We start from the raw sequence: 18010 nt of genomic DNA, 5'->3' as shown, positions 1-18010 counted from the left end.
AACCGCCCATCTCATTGATATTAATGGAAAATTAATAACGGTAAGATGGGCGGTTTATATATTGGATAAAAGGATATATATTTACATAACTTTAAAATGGAATGCGTAAAGAAACAGTCACATGATCCTGTTTTTCGCTGTTTGATTGGTTGGGCATGCGCGCAAAACCTTTGCCGTAGTCGGCAGAAAGCTGCCATTTGTCCGCCTTGCCCAAATTCAAACCTGCCACTAAGCCCATGGCACGTTGCGAACCTTCGTTATTGTTTTTGGCAACGCCGATGTCTGCGCCCAGATAAGGCTCGATATAGATGCCGTGGGGCGTATTGCGGCGGAAATAAACGGTATTGCTCAACAAGACTGCGCTGTTTGCGCTCAAAGAAGTTGAACGGAAACCGCGTACATTTTGATAACCGACGATGTCCATTTCTTTGGCGGCAAACAAATCATGCGGGCTATATTGGGCGTCTATTTGGTGATGGTTGCGCACGATCCATTTACCCAATGGACGGTTTTGAATCAAATTGCTCTGCAAGGATACAGAGGTATAACGCTTGTCGAATGGCGTGTGTTCGGTATTTTTCGCAAATCCTTGTTCCACGCCGATATTGTTGAGCCAAATGCCGTTTGGCAGGATGGCTGTATGCGATAGGCCGACTTGTGTCGAATAGACTTCCGGGCTTTGCAATTCCAGTTTGCTGTCGGCAAATTTTGCAGTCTGTTTCACATAATCGATGCCGATATAGGCGGAGGTAATATGTTTTTGACTGCGTGAGAATACGCGGTCTGCTTTGATTCCTGCCGCTTTGGATTGGGAGCGGTAGGCATAACGTGTTACGCTGGGCGTTAAGATGCTTTGCGATTGCGACGCGGCGGCGTAAGTGCTGAATGTCCATGCACCATAAGGAACTTGATAGAACATACTGCCGCCGCGACTGTAATGGCTGTCGTGGTTGTTTAGATTGGTATAGCCGTTTAGATAAAGGGAGTCGCTCAATCCCAACGGGCTGCCGACATTCAGGCTGCCGCGCAGTGTCGTGGTATTGGGTTTGTTGCCTTTATTGTCAATGGTGACGCTGCCGCCCCAATGTTTTTCGGCATCGTTGTTGAGTTGGATTGAGGCGGTGCCGTCATCATGCGGATAAACATCGATGCTGACGTTGTTGCCAGCAACATGGTTTGCCTGTTCGATACCTTGGTCGAGGTATTGAATGTTCAGCGGTTTGCCTTGATGATTGGGGAAGAGGGTGTCGACGTTGACTGTACGGGAGCCGCCGGTAATCTCACGGATTTTGCCTTCGATGACTGCTAATTTCAAAACACGCTCAGGCGTGGTTTCAAATTTGATTTGCGTGTGCGGATAGCCTTGAGCGATATATTCGGCAACGATATCCCGGTTCAGTTGGTTGATGTTGTTTTGATTGATGCATTTGGGGAGCTTGGCTTCAATCTTTTTGGAATCGATGAGCGTAATGCCGGAAAGTTCGATACCGGTGTAATCCAAACATTCGGTATTGTTTTCAGACGGCACCTCTTGTGCAACCGTGTCGTTATCTTGTTTTTTCTGTAAATCCCATGCCGACTGCTCGCGTTTTTGGATTTCGACCGAATGAATCTGATCGAGATTGTCGCGGAAGTCTTTGTCGAATTGGTTGGGTACGTTTTTATCGATTTGATTAAGCGGATTCGGTGTATTGGCCGCATAGGCGTTTAGCGCGGAGAGAATCAATACGGGCAGGGGAAGAAGGCGGGATTTGTACATGGTGTCGTAATTTTATAGGGATAATAATTGGGTTTATTTTATCGAAAATAGCTGCTTGGGGCGTATCAGTTTTTATCCTTGTCTGCAATCAGGGTTTATTAAGCAACAATGGGATAAATTTTTATGATAATACCATAAAAATATTAAGGGAATTTAAATAACAAAAACCTGCCTTTGAAAAAGCAGGTTTTTTCAGACGGCCTGTGAGCCGTTAAAGATTTTGCAAACGCTCGACAGAAGGCGCGTAGTAGTAAGCACCTGATACGGCTTTAGACAAATATTTCAGCAGTAAGTCGGTTTTGCCGTCTGCATCGCCGAACATATTGAGCAGCTGAACTTCAATATTGTGCAGCGTGTTGCAATAGGAAGTGAACATCAAACCATGTTCGCCGCTGATTTTGCCGAAGGGCAGGCTGCGGCGGACAATTTTCAAGTCAACGCCGTTTTCTTTGACATTGACGCGGCCGAGATGGGAGTCGGGCAGGCGCACGTCTTCGTTGAATTCATCATTGGTTTCTTTGCTGCGGCCTACGCTGGCTTCTTGTTCGGCAGTAGGGACGGCATCCCATTTTTTTAAATCGTGCAGGTATTTTTGCAGCAAAACATAGCTGCCGCCGGTATCGGGCTTGCCTTCGGGAATAATGGCGACATTGCGCACATTGTCATCGCCCTGCGGATTTTCCGTACCATCGACAAAACCGTCCAAGCCGCGGTCTTCATACAGGCGCAGGCCGTGTTCTTCAGTGGATACGCGGATGCTGTCGCCGAATGCGCCTAAAACAGATTGAGCTAAGGCATAGGCGGCTTTTTGCTCGGTGGCTTGAATGTGGATATAGAGATCGTGTTGGGTGGAGGGGGCGAGGCCGTTGCCCAATTCAGGGAAAGGTTTGATTTCGCTGCCTTCGTCAGTATGGCCGAACGATTGCCATGCGCGGCTGCCAAAGGCAATGGTCAAACCCAAAATATCATTTGGAAAACGGGTTTTCAGTTTGGCCAAGGATTCCAAAGAAAGGCGGCAGGCAGATTTGATGTCTTCGTTGCGGCCGTCTGAAATGTCTGCTTCGATAAAAATACCGGCTTGTGCGTGATCAGGAATAATAGCTGATTGAGGGTGGCTCATGATGATTCCTTTCAAAATATTATGGGTTTTTACGCGGGAGATTATACACTGAAAGTTTCAGACGGCCTAAAATCTGCCTTTTGATTTTTTTAGGGCCGGAAAGTCATGTTTGGTAAGATGTTTTTTGTGAGCGTCATTCTGTTGCAAGTGTTTACATTCGGGCTTGGGCGTTCACTGCAATGGCTGTTTGCGCCTTGGATTGGCAAAGTTGGCAGACGTTGGCTAATGGGTATTTCCTATTTCATTACAAACGGCTTGTTGATCGGCTTGCTGCTGGAGTTGGGGCATATGATGTTCCGCGTGGTGGCGTTTTGGATGGTAATCTTGCTGTTTGTGATGTATGCCGCGTTGGTGACATTTATCCTGTATCTTTTGCTGCGCCGTTTTGTGGCACGCCAACCGCTTTCTCGAAGCCTGCGGCTGTTTGCGCCTTTGTTTGTGGCCGGTTTGCTCGGTTTGGGGATGTATAACGCCTATACGCCCGTGGTCCGCCATCAGACTGTATTCATCAATAAGAAAATGGATAAGCCGCTGCGTATCGGCGTGGCCAGCGATTTGCACTTGGGGATTTTGTTTGGCGCGCGTCAATTGGACAAGTTGACGGACATCATGAAGCGGGAAAAAGTCGACATAGTGTTGCTGCCGGGCGATTTGATGGACGATACCGTCGATGCCTACCTTAAAGAAAACATGAAACCACATTTGCAGAAGCTGACTGCGCCGATGGGCGTTTATGCCACTTTGGGCAATCATGACTGGTTCCGCGATCAGAAGCGTATCAAACATGAATTGGAAGCTGCAGGCTTGACGGTTTTGGCCAATCAGGTTTTGGAAGTGAATGGTGTGTTGCTGGTAGGGCGGAGCGATGATTTGGATCGCAAGCGTCCTAGTGCGGAGCAGCTTTTAGAAGGTCAAAATACCCGATTACCGGTTTTATTGATGGACCACCGTCCTACTTCAATCGAAACCCATGCCCGGCTGCCGATTGATGTGCAGGTCTCCGGCCATGTCCACAACGGCCAAGTTGCACCTGCCAACCTTATCGTCCGTACGCTTTATCGTCTTGCTTACGGTTATGAGGCGATCGGCAACGGCCATTTCTTCACCACTTCGGGCTACGGCTTCTGGGGCATTCCCTTGCGTTTGGGTTCGCAATCAGAAGTGTGGGTTATTGACATCAAGTCAAAGCATTGAAATAGAAATATAAACTTCAGGCCGTCTGAATTTCAGACGGCCTTTTTTATGAAAATTGGGAAAAAATATTGAAATTGGATTATAATCGATGTTAATAAAATCAGCCACCGATATGAGTGGCATCATAACTAGGGAACTCACTATGGGCATTATTAGTCTTGCACTTATCTTCGTATCAATCGCCGCCGTCTTATTGTATTTCAAACAACAGTTGAAAGACCGCAAAAAAGACTGTCGCGAATCCTTTGTCTCTTTGCGCATTGCGCTCGACTGCCGACATCAGGCCGTCCGTCATGTATTGGATGCATACAGCAAACATCTGCAAGAGCAGGGCATTGCATCGGATCGAAACGTTCAGCAGATGTGTGCCGAAGTCGAAACTGCATTGGCGCAAACTGCCAAAACATTTTCCGAGTCCAAAATCAAACATCTGTGTGAAGCCGAAACAGCATTGAATCATGCGTTGAAAAAATTGCAAACTGCCGTCAACGGTCTTTTGAAACAGTATCCTGATGAGCAATTGGCGGGTTTGATGGAAATGCTGGATGCAGCAGAAGCGGAAGTTGCATCAGCACGCCGTACTTACAACCGCAGAGCCGGAAGTTACAACCATCATTTAAACAAGCTGCCCAACCGCCTTGTCGCCAAGCCATTAGGCTTTGACAAGCAGGCAGGATTGGTTCGTTTCACGGAAAATCAAACGCAACGCATGAGCAGCAATATGTTAGCTTAAAAATTAAGCAGTTTGCTGAATAAGTGATACACAAAAGGCCGTCTGAAATATTAATTTCAGACGGCCTTTTGTTTACTGTTAATGAAAAATACTTAGGCTTTGGCCAATTTATTGGGCAAAGCGGATCAGGCTGTCGGCAAGCTTATCGGCTGCAGTTTCGTAACCTTGTGCAGAGAAGTGAACGCCGTCTTTGGCTGCCAAGCCTTGAGCCATCCAGCTTTTCATGCTGCATGCGCCCCCCATTGCATCTTGCCAAGACCAGAACATGATTTTTTCGTCACGGGCAACGCGTTGCTGCATTTGTTGTACTTCGCTGAGCAAGACCGGACGGTTGCCGCAGCTGCCGTAGGCGGTTTTCAAAGATTCCGGAGCGCCGAGGATCAGGATACCTGCGTTGGGCAGGGTGTTTTTGATTTGACGGATGTAATTGCGCCATGTCCGTTCGGTAGAGGAAATATCGAGATTGCCGGAAAAGGCTTCATTGGTACCGTAGGCAAGGATGATTAAATCGGCTTTGGTTTGTGCCAAATCTTCCCACATACCCGGCCGCCATTTTGACCATTGGGATAACTGCGCGCCGTTGATGCCCATGGCGGAAACGGTTACGCCGCGTCCGGGGCGTTCGATATTAATGAAACCGATTTGCCAAGGCATGCTGCTGCTGAGGGTCATCGGCAGGGAAGCGTTGGTATGCAACAGTTGCCAGCCGTTTTGTGTGGCAGGGATTTCGCGGCCGTTGACGGTCAGGGTTTGCTCTGACCAAACCGGTTTGCCGAAAATGGAGATTTGTTGCATATCCATGCTGCCGTCGGCTGCGCTTAAGGTAACGCTGCCGCCATCGGCGCGTGCTTCAATACCGCCGAAAGAAAAATCGCTGTATGATTTGCGGCTGCTGATGGTGTTCCAACCGCTGCCGTTGTAACGGACGGTTGCCATGCGCTGGCCTTTGACGGTGTTGGGATAAACCCAACCGATGCCGCCGTTGCCCCATTGTTGTTGTAAACGGCGGCGCAGGCGGTCGGTGAAATAGTCGCCGGCGGTGTGGGAGTCGCCGACTTGGATAATGCGGAATTTGCCGTCTGAAGTATGGTTGAGCTGTTGCAGTTTGTTCAGCCAGGCAGGGTGGTTGGAGCCGTAGTTGCTTAACAGGCCGTCATTGGTTGCGCAGGCGGTAATAGGGAGTGCGAGAAGCGTGAGGAGTAAGGTTTTATTAAATTTCATGGTTGTGTATCGTGTGTAAAATTAATTTTTTCCATAATTTTTCCGGCCAATAGTTTTTGGCCTTCTGCGGAAAAGTGAATGCCGTCCTTGCTGCGGTAACGGATGATTTTTCCATCTACTTTGACAGAGTCGGCATATTCTTCTGCGCCATTGCTCAACAGTTTGTCGGTAGGCAACCAAATGGCTTGAGGCGACACCGTACCCGACAGGATTTTGTCGAGGTAGCGCATCTGTTCATTGAGCTTGGCTTTTTTCATGTAAGGAATGCCCAGCCAAATGACTTGGACATCATGTGCGGAGGCTGCATCAAGAATACGGCGGACGCGGTTGAGGTATTCTGCCTCCCATTCGGGGGAGGCGAATTTCAGGTATTTTTTACCCATCGGGAAATCCCAAGGGTCGTTTGGGCCTAAGAATACAACCAAAACGCGGATATCGGGTTCTTTTTGCAAAGTTTGTTCGATGGTTTTCGGCCAGTCGAAGAAATTGGGGTAGGACAAACCGGTACTTTGTTTACTGAGGTTGACCGATTGTACGCCATATTCTTGCTTGAGGTGTTTTTGTACGAAAGGTGCAACGCCCTGCATCAGCGAGTCGCCGGCAAAGAAAACTTTGTTGCCTTTTTTCAATACAACCTGCGTTGCCGACTGATCAGCCTGATTGCTTGGCTCGCTGGCTGTGGTATCTGTATTGTTAGTCGCATCGGAAGCAGCAGAGTCTTTTTGATTGTCGGATACTTCAATGTTTTCCGTATTTTCAGACGGCCTTGTTGCTTCAATGCCAGAGTCTTCCGAAGCCAAAGCGTCTTCCGTTTCCAGTGAAGCTTTCAGGCCGTCTGAAAATTCGTAGGCTTTTTGTTGCCAATCCGCACCGATACGCCACCAAGCGTATTCGGATAAAGGCTCAAGCGGACTGTCCTCATGATAGGTCTGCTGCCAATAGGCATTGATGGAGTTTTGGGCAAACCACGTCAGCGCAACCGCACTGAGCAGAATAGAAACAAACAGGGAGATAAAGCGTTTCATGTTCTGCTCCTTAGAAGTTGGCGTAAATAAAGCCGGGAATGCCGGACGGGGCGAAGATGATAATTAGGGCGAGGATAAGCGTGATGGGAATAAACCACAGCCATGCAGGCAGTTTGTCCAAGCCTTTTACCGATGCTTCAAATAAGCGAAGCAAATACGGGTACAGCGAAAGCATCATCGCAAATGTACCCAGCAACATGAGGTCGGTCGGCAGAGGCGCGTTCCAACCTTTGTCATTGGCAAATAATGCGCTGAACAGCATTTCCGTATCGGCAAGCGTTGCGCTGTTGAACACGACAAAAGCGAAACAAACGAAATGGAAGGTAAACAGCCAGGCGAGCGGTTTGCCGATTTTCAGACGGCCTAAGGCATTGCGGCCGACGATTTTGTCGCCGCAGTTAAGGAATACCAAAGCCGCACCGTGCAGCGCGCCCCAAATCAAAAAGCTCCAGCCGTAGCCATGCCAAATGCCGGAAAGCAACATGGCAATCATCAGATTGAGTTGGGTACGTCCGAAGCCTTTTTTGCTGCCGCCCAAAGGAATATAGATATAGTCGCGAATCCAAGTGGACAGGCTGATGTGCCATCTGTCCCAGAAGTCGCGGATGTTGATGGCGCGAAGCGGCGCGGCAAAGTTTTTCGGCAGCTGGAAGCCGAGCAGCATGGCCAAGCCGATGACTAAATCCGAGTAGCCGGAAAAGTCGAAAAAGAGTTGGAAGGTGTAGCCATAAATCGCAGACAACACGCCCCAGCCGTCGAACTGGGCCGGATTTTCAAAAACAGGCGATACCCAGCCTTCTGCCAATACGCCGGCAAGCCACCACTTTTTGGCAATGCCCAATACAATCAGGCCGACCGCCAAAGCCGGATAAATCAGCTGGCGTGCTTGTTTGGTGCGGATTTGCGCCAATGCGCCCGCTTGTTCGCCGTCTATGCTTTTAAAAGCGGCCGCACGGATAATCGGGCCGGATGTGATGGTGGGGAAGAAGCTCAGATGCAGTAGGAGCTCGTGCCATTCAAAACGGTCTCCTTTAGGCTTGCGGTAGCAATACACTAAGTAAGCCAGCGATTGGAAAGTGTAATAAGACAAGCCCAAGGGCAAAAGGATATCGATGACGGCGCTTTGCCCCGTATATTGCTGAATAATCGGGCGGAAAAAGTCGAAATATTTGAAGAAACACAAAACAGTCAATGCCGCCGAAATACCGCAACCCAGCCAAAATTTGCGGATATTCTCGTTTTCAGAAAACATCAGTACGCTGACCAGGTAAACCACAGACGAGTAAACCAAAATCAGCGCGGCAAAAATAGGGTCGATACGGTAAAGCCAGCCTAGCCCGGCAACCAAAAGTAAAACGTTTTGAACTTGCGGCAAACGCGCAAATGCCCAGTACAAGGGCAAAAATACGATAAAGAATACCGCAAACTCAATAGACAGCAACGGCATGACAATTCCTTGATGTGTTTAAACTTTCAAACTTTTCGATTGATTGTTATTTTTTGGCGTTAAGTTTGGCACGGATGACTTCGACTACCGCAGGTAAAATCGAAATCACGATGATTGCCGCCATGACTAAGCCCAGATTGTTTTTGACGACGGGGATATTGGCGAAGAAGTAGCCTGCATAGGAAAACGACAATACCCACAACACCGCGCCGATAATGTTGTAACGGATAAACGTCGCGTAGTGCATATCGCCCATACCGGCGACAAATGGCGCAAACGTCCGCACAATTGGCACAAAGCGGGCAATGATGATGGTTTTGCCGCCGTGTTTTTCATAGAACGCATGGGTTTTTTCCAAATACGAACGGCGGAAAATTTTGGAATCAGGATTGGCAAACAGTTTTTGTCCAAAATATTTGCCAATCATAAAGTTGGCCGCATCGCCTAGAATGGCGGCCGCTAAGAGCAGCAATACCATGACGTGGATGTTCATGCCGCCGATGGCCGCAATACCGCCGGCAGCAAACAGCAGCGAGTCGCCGGGCAAAAATGGCGTTACGACCAAACCGGTTTCGCAGAAAATCACAACAAACAAAATCGCGTAAATCCACGGGCCGTATTGGGAGGAAAGGTGGACAAGGTGTTGGTCGATATGGAGGATGAAATCAATAAGGGTAGAAATCACTAGGGTTCCCCAAATAAAAAGGCCGTCTGAAAAAGAACAGACAAATGTTTCGGCGAGAAGTTCGACATTGTAAAACCAAAGCGGAATAAAACCAATGCCGTAAGCGCGTCAAGATATGTTTAGAAGTGCAGATATGTTGCAGGTATAGGCTTCAGACGGCCTTTATCCTTGATGGTGGACGGCAAAACAACGTAAAATAAAGCCGATTTCAACCTAACCGGTGCGCCTTTGTGAACCAGCTCATCTTCGATTTTGCCAGCCATGATTATCCCGGCTTCGACAAATTTTTGGGAACAGAAAATGCCGAGCTGGTGTATGTGTTGCAGCACAAACATGGGCAATGTATCTATGTTTGGGGCGAAGAGGGCGCAGGTAAAAGCCATCTCTTGCAGGCATGGGTCGCACAGGCGCTCGATGCCGGACGAAATGCCCTCTATATTGATGCCGCCGCCACGCCGCTGACAGAAGCCGCATTGGATGCGGAATATCTTGCCATTGACCAAATCGAAAAGCTTAATAATGAAGAACAGGCTTTACTGTTTGCCATATTCAACCGCTTCCGCAACAGCGGCAAAGGCTTTTTGCTTTTGAGTTCCGAATATACGCCGCAGCAACTCGTTATCCGCGAAGACCTGCGCACACGCATGGCGTATTGCTTGGTTTACGAAGTCAAACCGCTGACCGACCGGGAAAAAATCGATGCGCTCGTCAGCATGGCTGCCGCCCGTCAGGTAACCATCGATCCGGAAATCTTCGAATACCTGCTGAACCATTGGCGGCGCGATATGGACAGCCTGATGCAAATGCTCGATACCCTCGACAACTACGCCGTTATGATGGGCAAGCGCATTACTTTGCCGCTTTTGCGCCAGCTTTTAAAACAACAGGAAACCCAATGAAAAACCTTGCCATTTTCGACCTCGACAATACCTTGATCAATACCGATTCGGATCACTCCTGGCCGCAATACCTGATTAAAAAAGGTATAGTCGATGCGGCTGAAACCGAGGCGCAAAATGAAAAGTTTTACCAAGACTATCAAAACGGTTGTCTTGATATCGATGCCTTCCTCAAATTCCATCTCGCGCCTTTAGCCCGTTTCAGCAAGGAGGAATTGGCTGAGTTTCATCGCGAGTTTATGGCCGAATATATTGTCCCGTATATTTCTCCGATGCAGCGTATGTTGGTGCAAAGCCATCAAATGGCGGGTGACGAAATGTTGGTTATTTCTTCGACCAACGAATTTATCATTACTCCAATCTGTCATCTTTTCGGCATTCACAACATTATCGGTACACAGCTTGAAATCGGCGAAGACGGCCGATATACCGGCAACTATGTCGGTACGCCCAGCCTGAAAGAAGGCAAAATTACCCGATTGAACCAATGGCTTGCCGAGCGTGGCGAGACATTTGAAAGCTACGGTAAAGTTTATTTTTACAGCGACTCCAAAAACGACTTGCCTTTGTTGCGTATTGTGGACGAACCTGTCGCCGTCAATCCGGATGCCGAGCTGGAAAAAGAAGCCAAAGCAAAAGGTTGGCCGATTTTGAATTTCAAATAACGACGAATCAGGCCGTCTGAAATATTTAACCTAATCACAACCCTAATAAGGACTAAAACATGAAAACGACTAAACTCCTCGCCTCAGCCCTGTTGTTTGCCGCTGTATTCGGTACTGCTCAAGCAGCCGATACCGAAACTCTGGAAGCCATGAAAGCGCAAAACGGCAGCGTTAAAACCGTTTTGATGGATGTCTTCACAACACCTGCCGGCGATGTTGACCGCGTAAATATCATTCAATCCAGCGGCAATCCTGAAATGGACGAACGCGCAGTGAAAAGCGTTTCCAAATATCCTTATCCGAAACGCAAAACCGCATCTAAATACCAACACACTGTTACTTTTGAAACCAATGTTGAAGTAATCAACAACTGATTCGGACGCAAGGCCGTCTGAAAAACAGAAGGCGTTTTGATTGGGAAATTCTCTGTCAAAACGCCGTTTTATTTTTTAAACAAGTATAACCAAAATTGCCGTAAAACCACACGCTCCGGTGCTATACTAAAACAAATAAACCGCTTCATCACACATCATGTCTCCCCGTCCAGTTACCATTACTTCCTACAATATGCACAAAGGCATGTCTGCGCTCAACCGCAAAGTGCAAGTCAACCGCATGGCTGACGCGCTGGGTGCATTGGGTTCGGATGTTTTGTTTTTACAAGAAGTCCAAGGACAACATCTCAACAGAAGCCGCCGTACCGACTTTCCCGATGCACCGCATTACGACATCATCGGCGACAGCCTCGATTATCATCGCAGCTACGGCAAAAATGCCGTCTATCCCAAACGACACCACGGCAACGCCATTCTCAGCCGCCTGCCGCTGAAAACGGAAAACAACCTCAACATCAGCGTTAATAAACTCGAACAACGCGGCCTGTTGCATTGTGAGGTCGTACCCGAAGGTTGGGAAGATCCGCTGGTGTGTCTGTGCGTCCACCTCAATCTGCGCGAGCCAGACCGCCTCAAACAATACCGAGCCATCAGCGACTACGTTGGCCGGTACATTCGTCCGGAAAGCCCTTTGATTATTGCCGGCGATTTTAATGACTGGCGGCAGAAATCAGCGCGTGAGCTGGGCAGTGCATTAGATTTGAACGAAGTATTTGTCGATAATACAGGCAAACGCCCCAAAACCTTCCCTTCGCGCCTGCCCATCCTCAGCCTCGACCGCATTTATACGCGCAATCTTGATGTCATCGATTCTGAAATTCACAACAGTAAAGACTGGCAACATTTGTCAGATCATCTGCCATTGAGTGTAACGGTTAGGCCGCATCGTAAAATGAATATGAAATCAGATAGAAAAATGTAAGGCTGAAATTTTTTAAAGCAAAGTACTATTGGCAATGTATCGAAAGAAAAAGTTTTTTCACTCAGATATTTGAGACAAAAACAGGCCGTCTTAAAAGTTTCAGACGGCCTGTTTAAGTTTATAAAAAAGCGCAAACCTTTTTAAATCAAAAATTTGCGCTTCAAATCTGGTGGAGGCGGGGGGAATCGAACCCCCGTCCGAAAGTCCTCTACAGAGCGTTCTACATACTTAGTTGTGTCTATTTAGAATCTCGTCCTCATCATGCCGACCAACAGGCCTTCAGAGAACCAGTTACCTTAAATCTCGTTTCCTGCCAAGTAACCCGACAGAAAACCAGTCAATGTAGAATGACGTTGCGGTAGCTTGCGCTACACAGCCCATTGACCAACTGCTGCAACGGCAGGCCTTAAGCGGCCAGTGCGTAAGTTTCGTCGTTTGCGACTATTTAAATTCAGTGTTTAACGGGAAATCTGAGACCCCGGTATGCCCGCATCTGCTTTGCAACCCCCGTCGAAACCAAGATCGCCCCCAGATAGGTAAGGTCGATTATACGCATGTCAGCAGGCTTTGCCAAGTTGCTGTTTGATTAAAAAGGCCGTTTGAACAGCGGTTTGCTTTTTCAGACGGCCTCTTTGTTTAGGTTTATTGATGGTAGTTTTGCAAGAAGCGTTTGAGTTTGTCCATGGCTTCTTCGATTTGATGAACGGGCGGCAGGGTAACGATACGGAAGTGGTCGGGGCGTATCCAGTTGAAGCCTGTGCCTTGGACGAACAAGACTTTTTCACGTACGAGTAAGTCGTAGATGAATTTCATGTCGTCATGGATGCTGTACATTTCGGTATCGATTTTGGGGAACATATACAATGCGCCCATGGGTTTGACGCAGGATATGCCCGGAATCTGGTTGACCAGTTCCCATGCTTTGTTGCGTTGCTCGAGCAGGCGGCCGCCGGGGAGGAGGAATTCGTTGATGCTTTGGTATCCGCCCAAGGCCGTCTGAATGGCGTGCTGCATGGGTGTGGTGGCACAAAGGCGCATAGACGAGAGCATGTCCAAGCCTTCGATATAGCCTTTTGCATGATGTTTCGGGCCGTTGAGTATCATCCAGCCTTGACGGAATCCGGCAACGCGGTAGGCTTTCGAGAGACCGTTGAATGTAACGGTCAGGAGGTCGGGGGCAAGTGCGGCGATATGGTGGTGTACGGCGTCGTCGTAGAGGATTTTGTCGTAAATTTCGTCGGCAAAAATAATCAGGCCGTGTTTACGCGCCAGTTCGGCGATTTCCAGCAGGATTTCTTTGCTGTACACCGCGCCGGTAGGGTTGTTGGGGTTGATGATGACTATGGCTTTGGTTTTCGGTGTAATTTTGGCTTCCATATCGGCCAGGTTGGGGAACCAGTTGTTTTCTTCGTCGCATAGATAATGGCGGACGGTACCGCCTGCCAGTGTTGCGGCGGCGGTCCACAAAGGATAGTCCGGTGCGGGAATCAGGATTTCATCGCCGTCGTTGAGCAATGCCTGCATGGACATGGTGATCAGCTCGGACACGCCGTTGCCGATGTAAACATCGTTGACGGTAACGTCGAGCAGTCCTTTGGTTTGGTAGTAGTGGACGATGGCTTTGCGTGCGGAGTAAAGGCCTTTGGAGTCGCAATAGCCTTGCGAAGTCGGCAGGTTGCGGATGACGTCAACCAAAATTTCGTCAGGCGCTTCAAAGCCAAACGGAGCCGGATTGCCGATATTGAGCTTGAGGATTTTGTTGCCTTCTTCTTCCAGTTGCAGGGCTTTTTTGTGAACTGGGCCGCGAATATCGTAGCAAACGTGATCCAGTTTGGATGATTTAGGGAATTTCTCCATGATGTGTGTTCCGTAAAATTGTTAACAATGGGATAAATGTACTCTTTTTGTGGGTAAATTAAAAGAGCTTCAGACGTCCAAAGCTTACTTATTGCGCGCTTCAGCACGGCGAACCGTCACGCTTTTACCGCCTATGCCCCAGTTGTCCATATTGATTTCGTCGATGACGACGACGGTCGTCTCGGGATTTTTGTTGAGAACGCGTGAGAGTAATTCGGTGACGCCGCGAATTAATTCGGCTTTTTGTTCCGCACTCGGGGCTTCGTTGCCGCCGGTTACTTTGATGTTGACGTAGGGCATGGCTTTTTCCTTTTAAAATAGTGTTCACATGTTATCTTATTTTTATCAGGCCGTCTGAAATTTGATTGCAGGATTTTTCATTGCTCATGACTGCTTTTACAAAGAATTAAGTTTTTTGGAATAGATTGTTTTTAAAATGCGGTTTTATTTTGGATGGATATCGTCATGAACCGTTTTCTTCAGACTTTGATTGTGGCCGCGCCGATGGTGATTGCCGCGCCCTATGTGGCGGCGGAAACGCATCCTGCGCAAAAGCAGATGCAGCAGAATATTGATGCTGTGCTGAAAATTGCACGCAATACTTCTTTGACAGAAGCGCAACGTGTGAAACAGGTTGAGCAGTATGCCAACCGTTATTTGGATTATGAACGTATTTCGGCTTTGGCTGTCGGCGCGCCATGGCGTGAATTTTCTGCCAAACAGAAAACTGATTTTATCCGTGCATTCAAAGACATGGTGATTGCGATGTACTCGCATTCTGCACTGATTGGTGCGGCGGATGCGAATGTACGCCTGTTGCCGAAGATGACGGCAAACGGCAATAAGTTTGACGTTTTCTCGGAAATTCAGACCAAAAAAGGCACCAAGTATGAAGTGGCCTACCAGCTTTACCAAAGTGGCGGTGCGTATAAGATTTACAATATCCGCGTGGACGGTACCAGCTTGGTAACGGTATACCGCAACCAATTTGGCGAGCTGATTAAGAGCAAAGGCATTGACGGTACGATTGCGACTGTTGCAGCCAAGGGCTTGAAGAAACAATAAGGTAGATTGATAAAAAGGCCGTCTGAATATTCAGACGGCCTTTTTGTGTTACGGGCTGATTAAGCACGTTTGCGGAATTCGCCGGTACGGGTATCGATTTCGATTTTGTCACCGTTTTCGATATAAGACATCACTTGGATTTCAGTGCCGCCGACCAGACGCGCGGTTTTCATCACTTTACCGGAGGTATCGCCTTTAACGGCAGGCTCGGTGTATTCAACTTCGCGAACGATGATGGTAGGCAATTCTACGGAGATTGGGTTGCCTTCGTAGAAAGTAACTTCGCATTGGTCTTCCATACCGTCAACGATGAATTTCAACGCGTCGCCGATGTTGTCGGCTTCGATTTCGTATTGGTTGAATTCTTCGTCCATGAAGACGTACATAGGATCGGCAAAGTAGCTGTAAGTACAGTTTTTGCGGGACAGGATAACGACGTCGAATTTGTCGTCGGCTTTGTAAATGGTTTCAGAAGCGGCACCGGTCAGCAGGTTTTTCAGTTTCATGCTGACTTTGGCGGAAGAGCGGCCGCCTTTGATGTATTCGGTTTTTTGAACGACCATAGGATCGTTGCCGACCATGAATACGTTGCCGGCGCGCAGTTCTTGTGCTGTTTTCATTGTAGTTTTCCAATCAAATCGGTTGTAATAAAACGCGCTATTTTAGCGTATTTTTTTGTGCTTTGAAATAAAGGCGGCAAGTTTTTCAACGGCACTTTTTTGAGCAAAAAGTCCATCCCGCCATTTTGCCGCGCTTTGCCGCCATTCATTTTGGTGTGCAGTCAGGGTTTGCCATGCCTGCAGGCGCTGGCTGTCGCTGAGTGCATCACCGTTGTTGAGTTCGTCGGAAAGGCGGTGGTGTGCCGTGGCGACAACATCCGGATAAACCTGATGCGCTTTGTCCCAAAAAGCGTGCAGTTTGTCGAGATGGATATTTTCTTCTTGCGGATAGATGTGCCAAAAGAAAGGCTTTCCGGCAAGCTGGGCGCGAACAAAGCTGTCTTCGCCGCGTATGATAGCGCCGTCGGCAAGGTTGAGCAGTTTGTCGAAATCCTGTTGGGGGACAAAAGGGATTTTGATCAGGGTAATGTGTTCGCTCTGATACACATCGCCGTCTTCAAGCAGGGCATTTTGCGGTACTAGGTCGCTGTTTTTCAGACTGGCGATGATTTGTGTACCTGCAAGCAGCAGGGTAATGGGTTGGCCGGCCTGTTGCCACATAGTCAGCCATTTTGCCCAAATATCGCTTTGATAGCCGAAAAGCAGCCACTCGGACGCGTTTTTTGCGGGAAGTTTGAGTTGTCGGCGTAAGGCTTCCGTATCAAATCCGGCCGATTCGGCGTAATCGCGTTCGCGCAGCAGGCCGCCGCTTTTTTCGCTGAAACCCATAAACCAAAAGTATTTCTGTATGCCGCCGGCCTGGGGCGAGGGCATTAAGTGCAGCCTCTCGTTGCTGTCTTCCGCGCTGAGGTATTCCCAGTTGAGCCAAAGCGGTTGGTGTTGGCGGATGATGGTTTGAACGTTGTCGGGCAGTTCGCAGGCGAAGGTTTCGATGACAATGTCGGGGGTAGGGGCTGTATCGGTATCTTCGGCGTAGTCGGCTTGCCAAGCGTGAATGCCGATGCCTTGATGGATATTGGGAATCGAGGCCAAGTCAGGGCAGAGTGCCTGAAGGGACGGAAAGTCGTCTGTCCACAAATGCACTTGCCAGTTGAGTTCGCGTTGCAAAACACGCGCCAGCCGCCATGAAACGCCGATGTCGCCGAAGTTGTCGATGACGTTGCAGAAAATCCAGCAGGTATAAGGTGGGGTGGTGTTCATGGAAAAATATGCCCAAGGCCGTCTGAAAACATCAGAATGCGCCGAAATAGTGGAATAAATAAACAATCAGCAAAATAATCGGGATAAACATCCAAATGCTTTGCCGTTTCAATTCGGGCTCTTGTTTGAGGTGGTGTTTGATGACGTCAAAAAGGACGAACTTGAATAGGAACGTGGCTTCGCAGGCAAGGATGATGCCGTTGATGAGGTGTTGCGTTTTGTCTTCGGGCGGGTTGAGGGCAAACCACAAAAGGGTGGCGAGCGGAATCAGGCAGACGACGAGCCAGCGCAGAAGGATGGGTTTGGACATGGTGTGTGTGCAAGAAATAAAAAGGGTATTATACCCTGTCGTCTTTCAGACAAGTGCAAATCAGGCTATCATTCGTTTTATTTGAAGCGAACATTTATCCCTATGCAAACCCAAGCCATCATCCGCCATATTGTTCAATGGCTCAAAGATTACGCCGAGCAGGCGCGTGCCAAAGGTTTTGTCGTCGGCGTATCCGGCGGCATCGATTCTGCCGTGGTTTCCACCCTTGCAGCGCAAACCGGTTTGTCGGTTTTGTTGTTGGAAATGCCGATTCGTCAGAAAGCCGACCAAGTCAACCGCGCTCAAGAACACATGGGCCGTCTGAAACAGCGTTATCCGAATGTAAAAGTGCAAAGCGTCGACTTGACCCAAACTTTCGATACGTTTGCCGATACCGTTGACGTCAGCGAAACCGAATTTCCCAACAAACAGCTGGCACTTGCCAATGCACGCAGCCGCCTGCGCATGACGACGCTTTATTATTACGGTCAGCTGCATGGTTTGCTGGTGGCGGGGACGGGCAACAAAATTGAAGATTTCGGCGTCGGTTTCTTCACCAAATACGGTGACGGCGGCGTGGACATCAGCCCGATTGCCGATTTGACCAAAACTCAAGTGTACGCGTTGGCAGCCGAGCTGGACGTCTCGGAAGACATTCAAAAAGCCGTACCGACGGACGGACTTTGGGATATCGAGCGTACCGATGAAGAACAAATGGGCGCATCTTATCCCGAACTCGAATGGGCGATGAGCGTGTACGGCAGCCACAAGCCTGAAGATTTTGAAGGCAGACAGCGCGAAGTTTTGGCAATCTATACCCGATTGCACAAAGCTATGCAGCACAAAGTCAATCCGATTCCGGTTTGCAAGATTCCGGAAGAATTGTTTTAAAT

At 48.6% G+C, this 18010-nt stretch carries 19 protein-coding genes and 1 other RNA gene; 8 read left to right on the top strand and 12 right to left on the bottom strand.

Going from position 1 to position 18010, the window contains the following annotated elements; all coding sequences use genetic code 11:
* Positions 1-91 precede the first annotated feature (91 nt).
* Both ACTHSA_RS04605 and ACTHSA_RS04600 read right to left on the bottom strand, forming a co-directional pair.
* Positions 92-1759 carry a ShlB/FhaC/HecB family hemolysin secretion/activation protein gene (locus ACTHSA_RS04605; protein WP_049343965.1) on the bottom strand — a complete coding sequence of 556 codons (1668 nt, stop codon included), beginning with the start codon at positions 1757-1759 and terminating at the stop codon, positions 92-94.
* A 211-nt stretch (positions 1760-1970) separates the two neighbouring features.
* The gene (locus tag ACTHSA_RS04600; RefSeq protein ID WP_049343964.1) at positions 1971-2879 is read right to left on the bottom strand and encodes a Dyp-type peroxidase; all 909 of its coding nucleotides are present in this window, start codon (positions 2877-2879) and stop codon (positions 1971-1973) included.
* A 105-nt stretch (positions 2880-2984) separates the two neighbouring features.
* Between ACTHSA_RS04600 and ACTHSA_RS04595 the strand changes: the two genes are divergently transcribed.
* Positions 2985-4073, top strand: coding sequence for a metallophosphoesterase (locus ACTHSA_RS04595; protein ID WP_070504789.1), 1089 nt, complete (start codon positions 2985-2987; stop codon positions 4071-4073).
* A 142-nt stretch (positions 4074-4215) separates the two neighbouring features.
* Positions 4216-4806, top strand: a complete 591-nt coding sequence (locus ACTHSA_RS04590) for a LemA family protein (protein WP_039862166.1) — start codon at positions 4216-4218, stop codon at positions 4804-4806.
* A gap of 108 nt (positions 4807-4914) precedes the next feature.
* Here the strand turns inward: ACTHSA_RS04590 and ACTHSA_RS04585 are convergent, their stop codons facing one another.
* From ACTHSA_RS04585 to ACTHSA_RS04570, 4 genes are read right to left on the bottom strand one after another with little or no spacing between them, the layout of a single operon-like run.
* Positions 4915-6027, bottom strand: a complete 1113-nt coding sequence (locus ACTHSA_RS04585) for an SGNH/GDSL hydrolase family protein (protein WP_004519876.1) — start codon at positions 6025-6027, stop codon at positions 4915-4917.
* Positions 6024-7052 carry a peptidoglycan O-acetyltransferase PatB gene (patB, locus tag ACTHSA_RS04580; protein ID WP_440366872.1) on the bottom strand — a complete coding sequence of 343 codons (1029 nt, stop codon included), beginning with the start codon at positions 7050-7052 and terminating at the stop codon, positions 6024-6026. Before patB ends, ACTHSA_RS04585 begins: the two co-directional genes overlap by 4 nt.
* 10 nt (positions 7053-7062) lie before the next feature.
* Positions 7063-8499 (bottom strand): MBOAT family O-acyltransferase, encoded by a 1437-nt coding sequence (locus ACTHSA_RS04575; RefSeq protein ID WP_049336334.1) that lies wholly within the window; start codon positions 8497-8499, stop codon positions 7063-7065.
* A gap of 46 nt (positions 8500-8545) precedes the next feature.
* Positions 8546-9184 carry a DedA family protein gene (locus tag ACTHSA_RS04570; RefSeq protein ID WP_004519872.1) on the bottom strand — a complete coding sequence of 213 codons (639 nt, stop codon included), beginning with the start codon at positions 9182-9184 and terminating at the stop codon, positions 8546-8548.
* Positions 9185-9414: 230 nt separating this feature from the next.
* On the opposite strand from ACTHSA_RS04570, the gene hda reads away from it, so the two are divergent.
* From hda to ACTHSA_RS04550, 4 genes are all read left to right on the top strand, one after another.
* A complete protein-coding gene (gene hda, locus ACTHSA_RS04565; RefSeq protein ID WP_004519871.1) occupies positions 9415-10083 on the top strand; it encodes a DnaA regulatory inactivator Hda in 669 nt (222 codons plus the stop codon).
* The gene (locus ACTHSA_RS04560) at positions 10080-10748 is read left to right on the top strand and encodes an HAD family hydrolase (protein ID WP_004519869.1); all 669 of its coding nucleotides are present in this window, start codon (positions 10080-10082) and stop codon (positions 10746-10748) included. The genes hda and ACTHSA_RS04560 overlap by 4 nt, the downstream gene beginning before the upstream one ends.
* A 59-nt stretch (positions 10749-10807) precedes the next feature.
* Positions 10808-11122, top strand: coding sequence for a TonB family protein (locus ACTHSA_RS04555; protein WP_004519868.1), 315 nt, complete (start codon positions 10808-10810; stop codon positions 11120-11122).
* Positions 11123-11279: 157 nt separating this feature from the next.
* Positions 11280-12065 (top strand): endonuclease/exonuclease/phosphatase family protein, encoded by a 786-nt coding sequence (locus tag ACTHSA_RS04550; RefSeq protein WP_039862165.1) that lies wholly within the window; start codon positions 11280-11282, stop codon positions 12063-12065.
* A gap of 167 nt (positions 12066-12232) precedes the next feature.
* On the opposite strand, the gene ssrA is transcribed toward ACTHSA_RS04550, so the two are convergent.
* The 3 genes from ssrA to ACTHSA_RS04535 form a co-directional block, all read right to left on the bottom strand.
* Positions 12233-12595: a transfer-messenger RNA gene (ssrA, locus tag ACTHSA_RS04545) on the bottom strand.
* Positions 12596-12707: 112 nt separating this feature from the next.
* Complete coding sequence (locus ACTHSA_RS04540) at positions 12708-13922, bottom strand: pyridoxal phosphate-dependent aminotransferase (protein ID WP_004519866.1); 1215 nt, start codon at positions 13920-13922, stop codon at positions 12708-12710.
* An 84-nt stretch (positions 13923-14006) separates the two neighbouring features.
* Positions 14007-14222, bottom strand: a complete 216-nt coding sequence (locus ACTHSA_RS04535) for a tautomerase family protein (RefSeq protein WP_004519865.1) — start codon at positions 14220-14222, stop codon at positions 14007-14009.
* A 165-nt stretch (positions 14223-14387) separates the two neighbouring features.
* On the opposite strand from ACTHSA_RS04535, the gene ACTHSA_RS04530 reads away from it, so the two are divergent.
* Complete coding sequence (locus tag ACTHSA_RS04530; protein ID WP_039862173.1) at positions 14388-14987, top strand: MlaC/ttg2D family ABC transporter substrate-binding protein; 600 nt, start codon at positions 14388-14390, stop codon at positions 14985-14987.
* A 59-nt stretch (positions 14988-15046) separates the two neighbouring features.
* Here the strand turns inward: ACTHSA_RS04530 and efp are convergent, their stop codons facing one another.
* From efp to ACTHSA_RS04515, 3 genes are read right to left on the bottom strand one after another with little or no spacing between them, the layout of a single operon-like run.
* Positions 15047-15607, bottom strand: a complete 561-nt coding sequence (efp, locus tag ACTHSA_RS04525) for an elongation factor P (protein WP_002213793.1) — start codon at positions 15605-15607, stop codon at positions 15047-15049.
* A 42-nt stretch (positions 15608-15649) separates the two neighbouring features.
* Entirely contained in the window at positions 15650-16807 is a 1158-nt protein-coding gene (gene earP / locus ACTHSA_RS04520) for an elongation factor P maturation arginine rhamnosyltransferase EarP (RefSeq protein WP_070625418.1), read from the bottom strand.
* Positions 16808-16838: 31 nt separating this feature from the next.
* Positions 16839-17117, bottom strand: coding sequence for a hypothetical protein (locus tag ACTHSA_RS04515; protein WP_004519862.1), 279 nt, complete (start codon positions 17115-17117; stop codon positions 16839-16841).
* Between the two features lie 102 nt (positions 17118-17219).
* Between ACTHSA_RS04515 and nadE the strand changes: the two genes are divergently transcribed.
* A complete protein-coding gene (gene nadE / locus ACTHSA_RS04510; protein ID WP_070625417.1) occupies positions 17220-18008 on the top strand; it encodes an NAD(+) synthase in 789 nt (262 codons plus the stop codon).
* Positions 18009-18010: the final 2 nt, after the last annotated feature.

This window comes from Neisseria sp. P0008.S002 (assembly GCF_051962805.1).
Lineage (GTDB): Bacteria > Pseudomonadota > Gammaproteobacteria > Burkholderiales > Neisseriaceae > Neisseria > Neisseria perflava.
The sequence above is the reverse complement of the archived record's forward strand: the minus strand, read 5'-3'. Positions and strand labels throughout refer to the sequence as shown.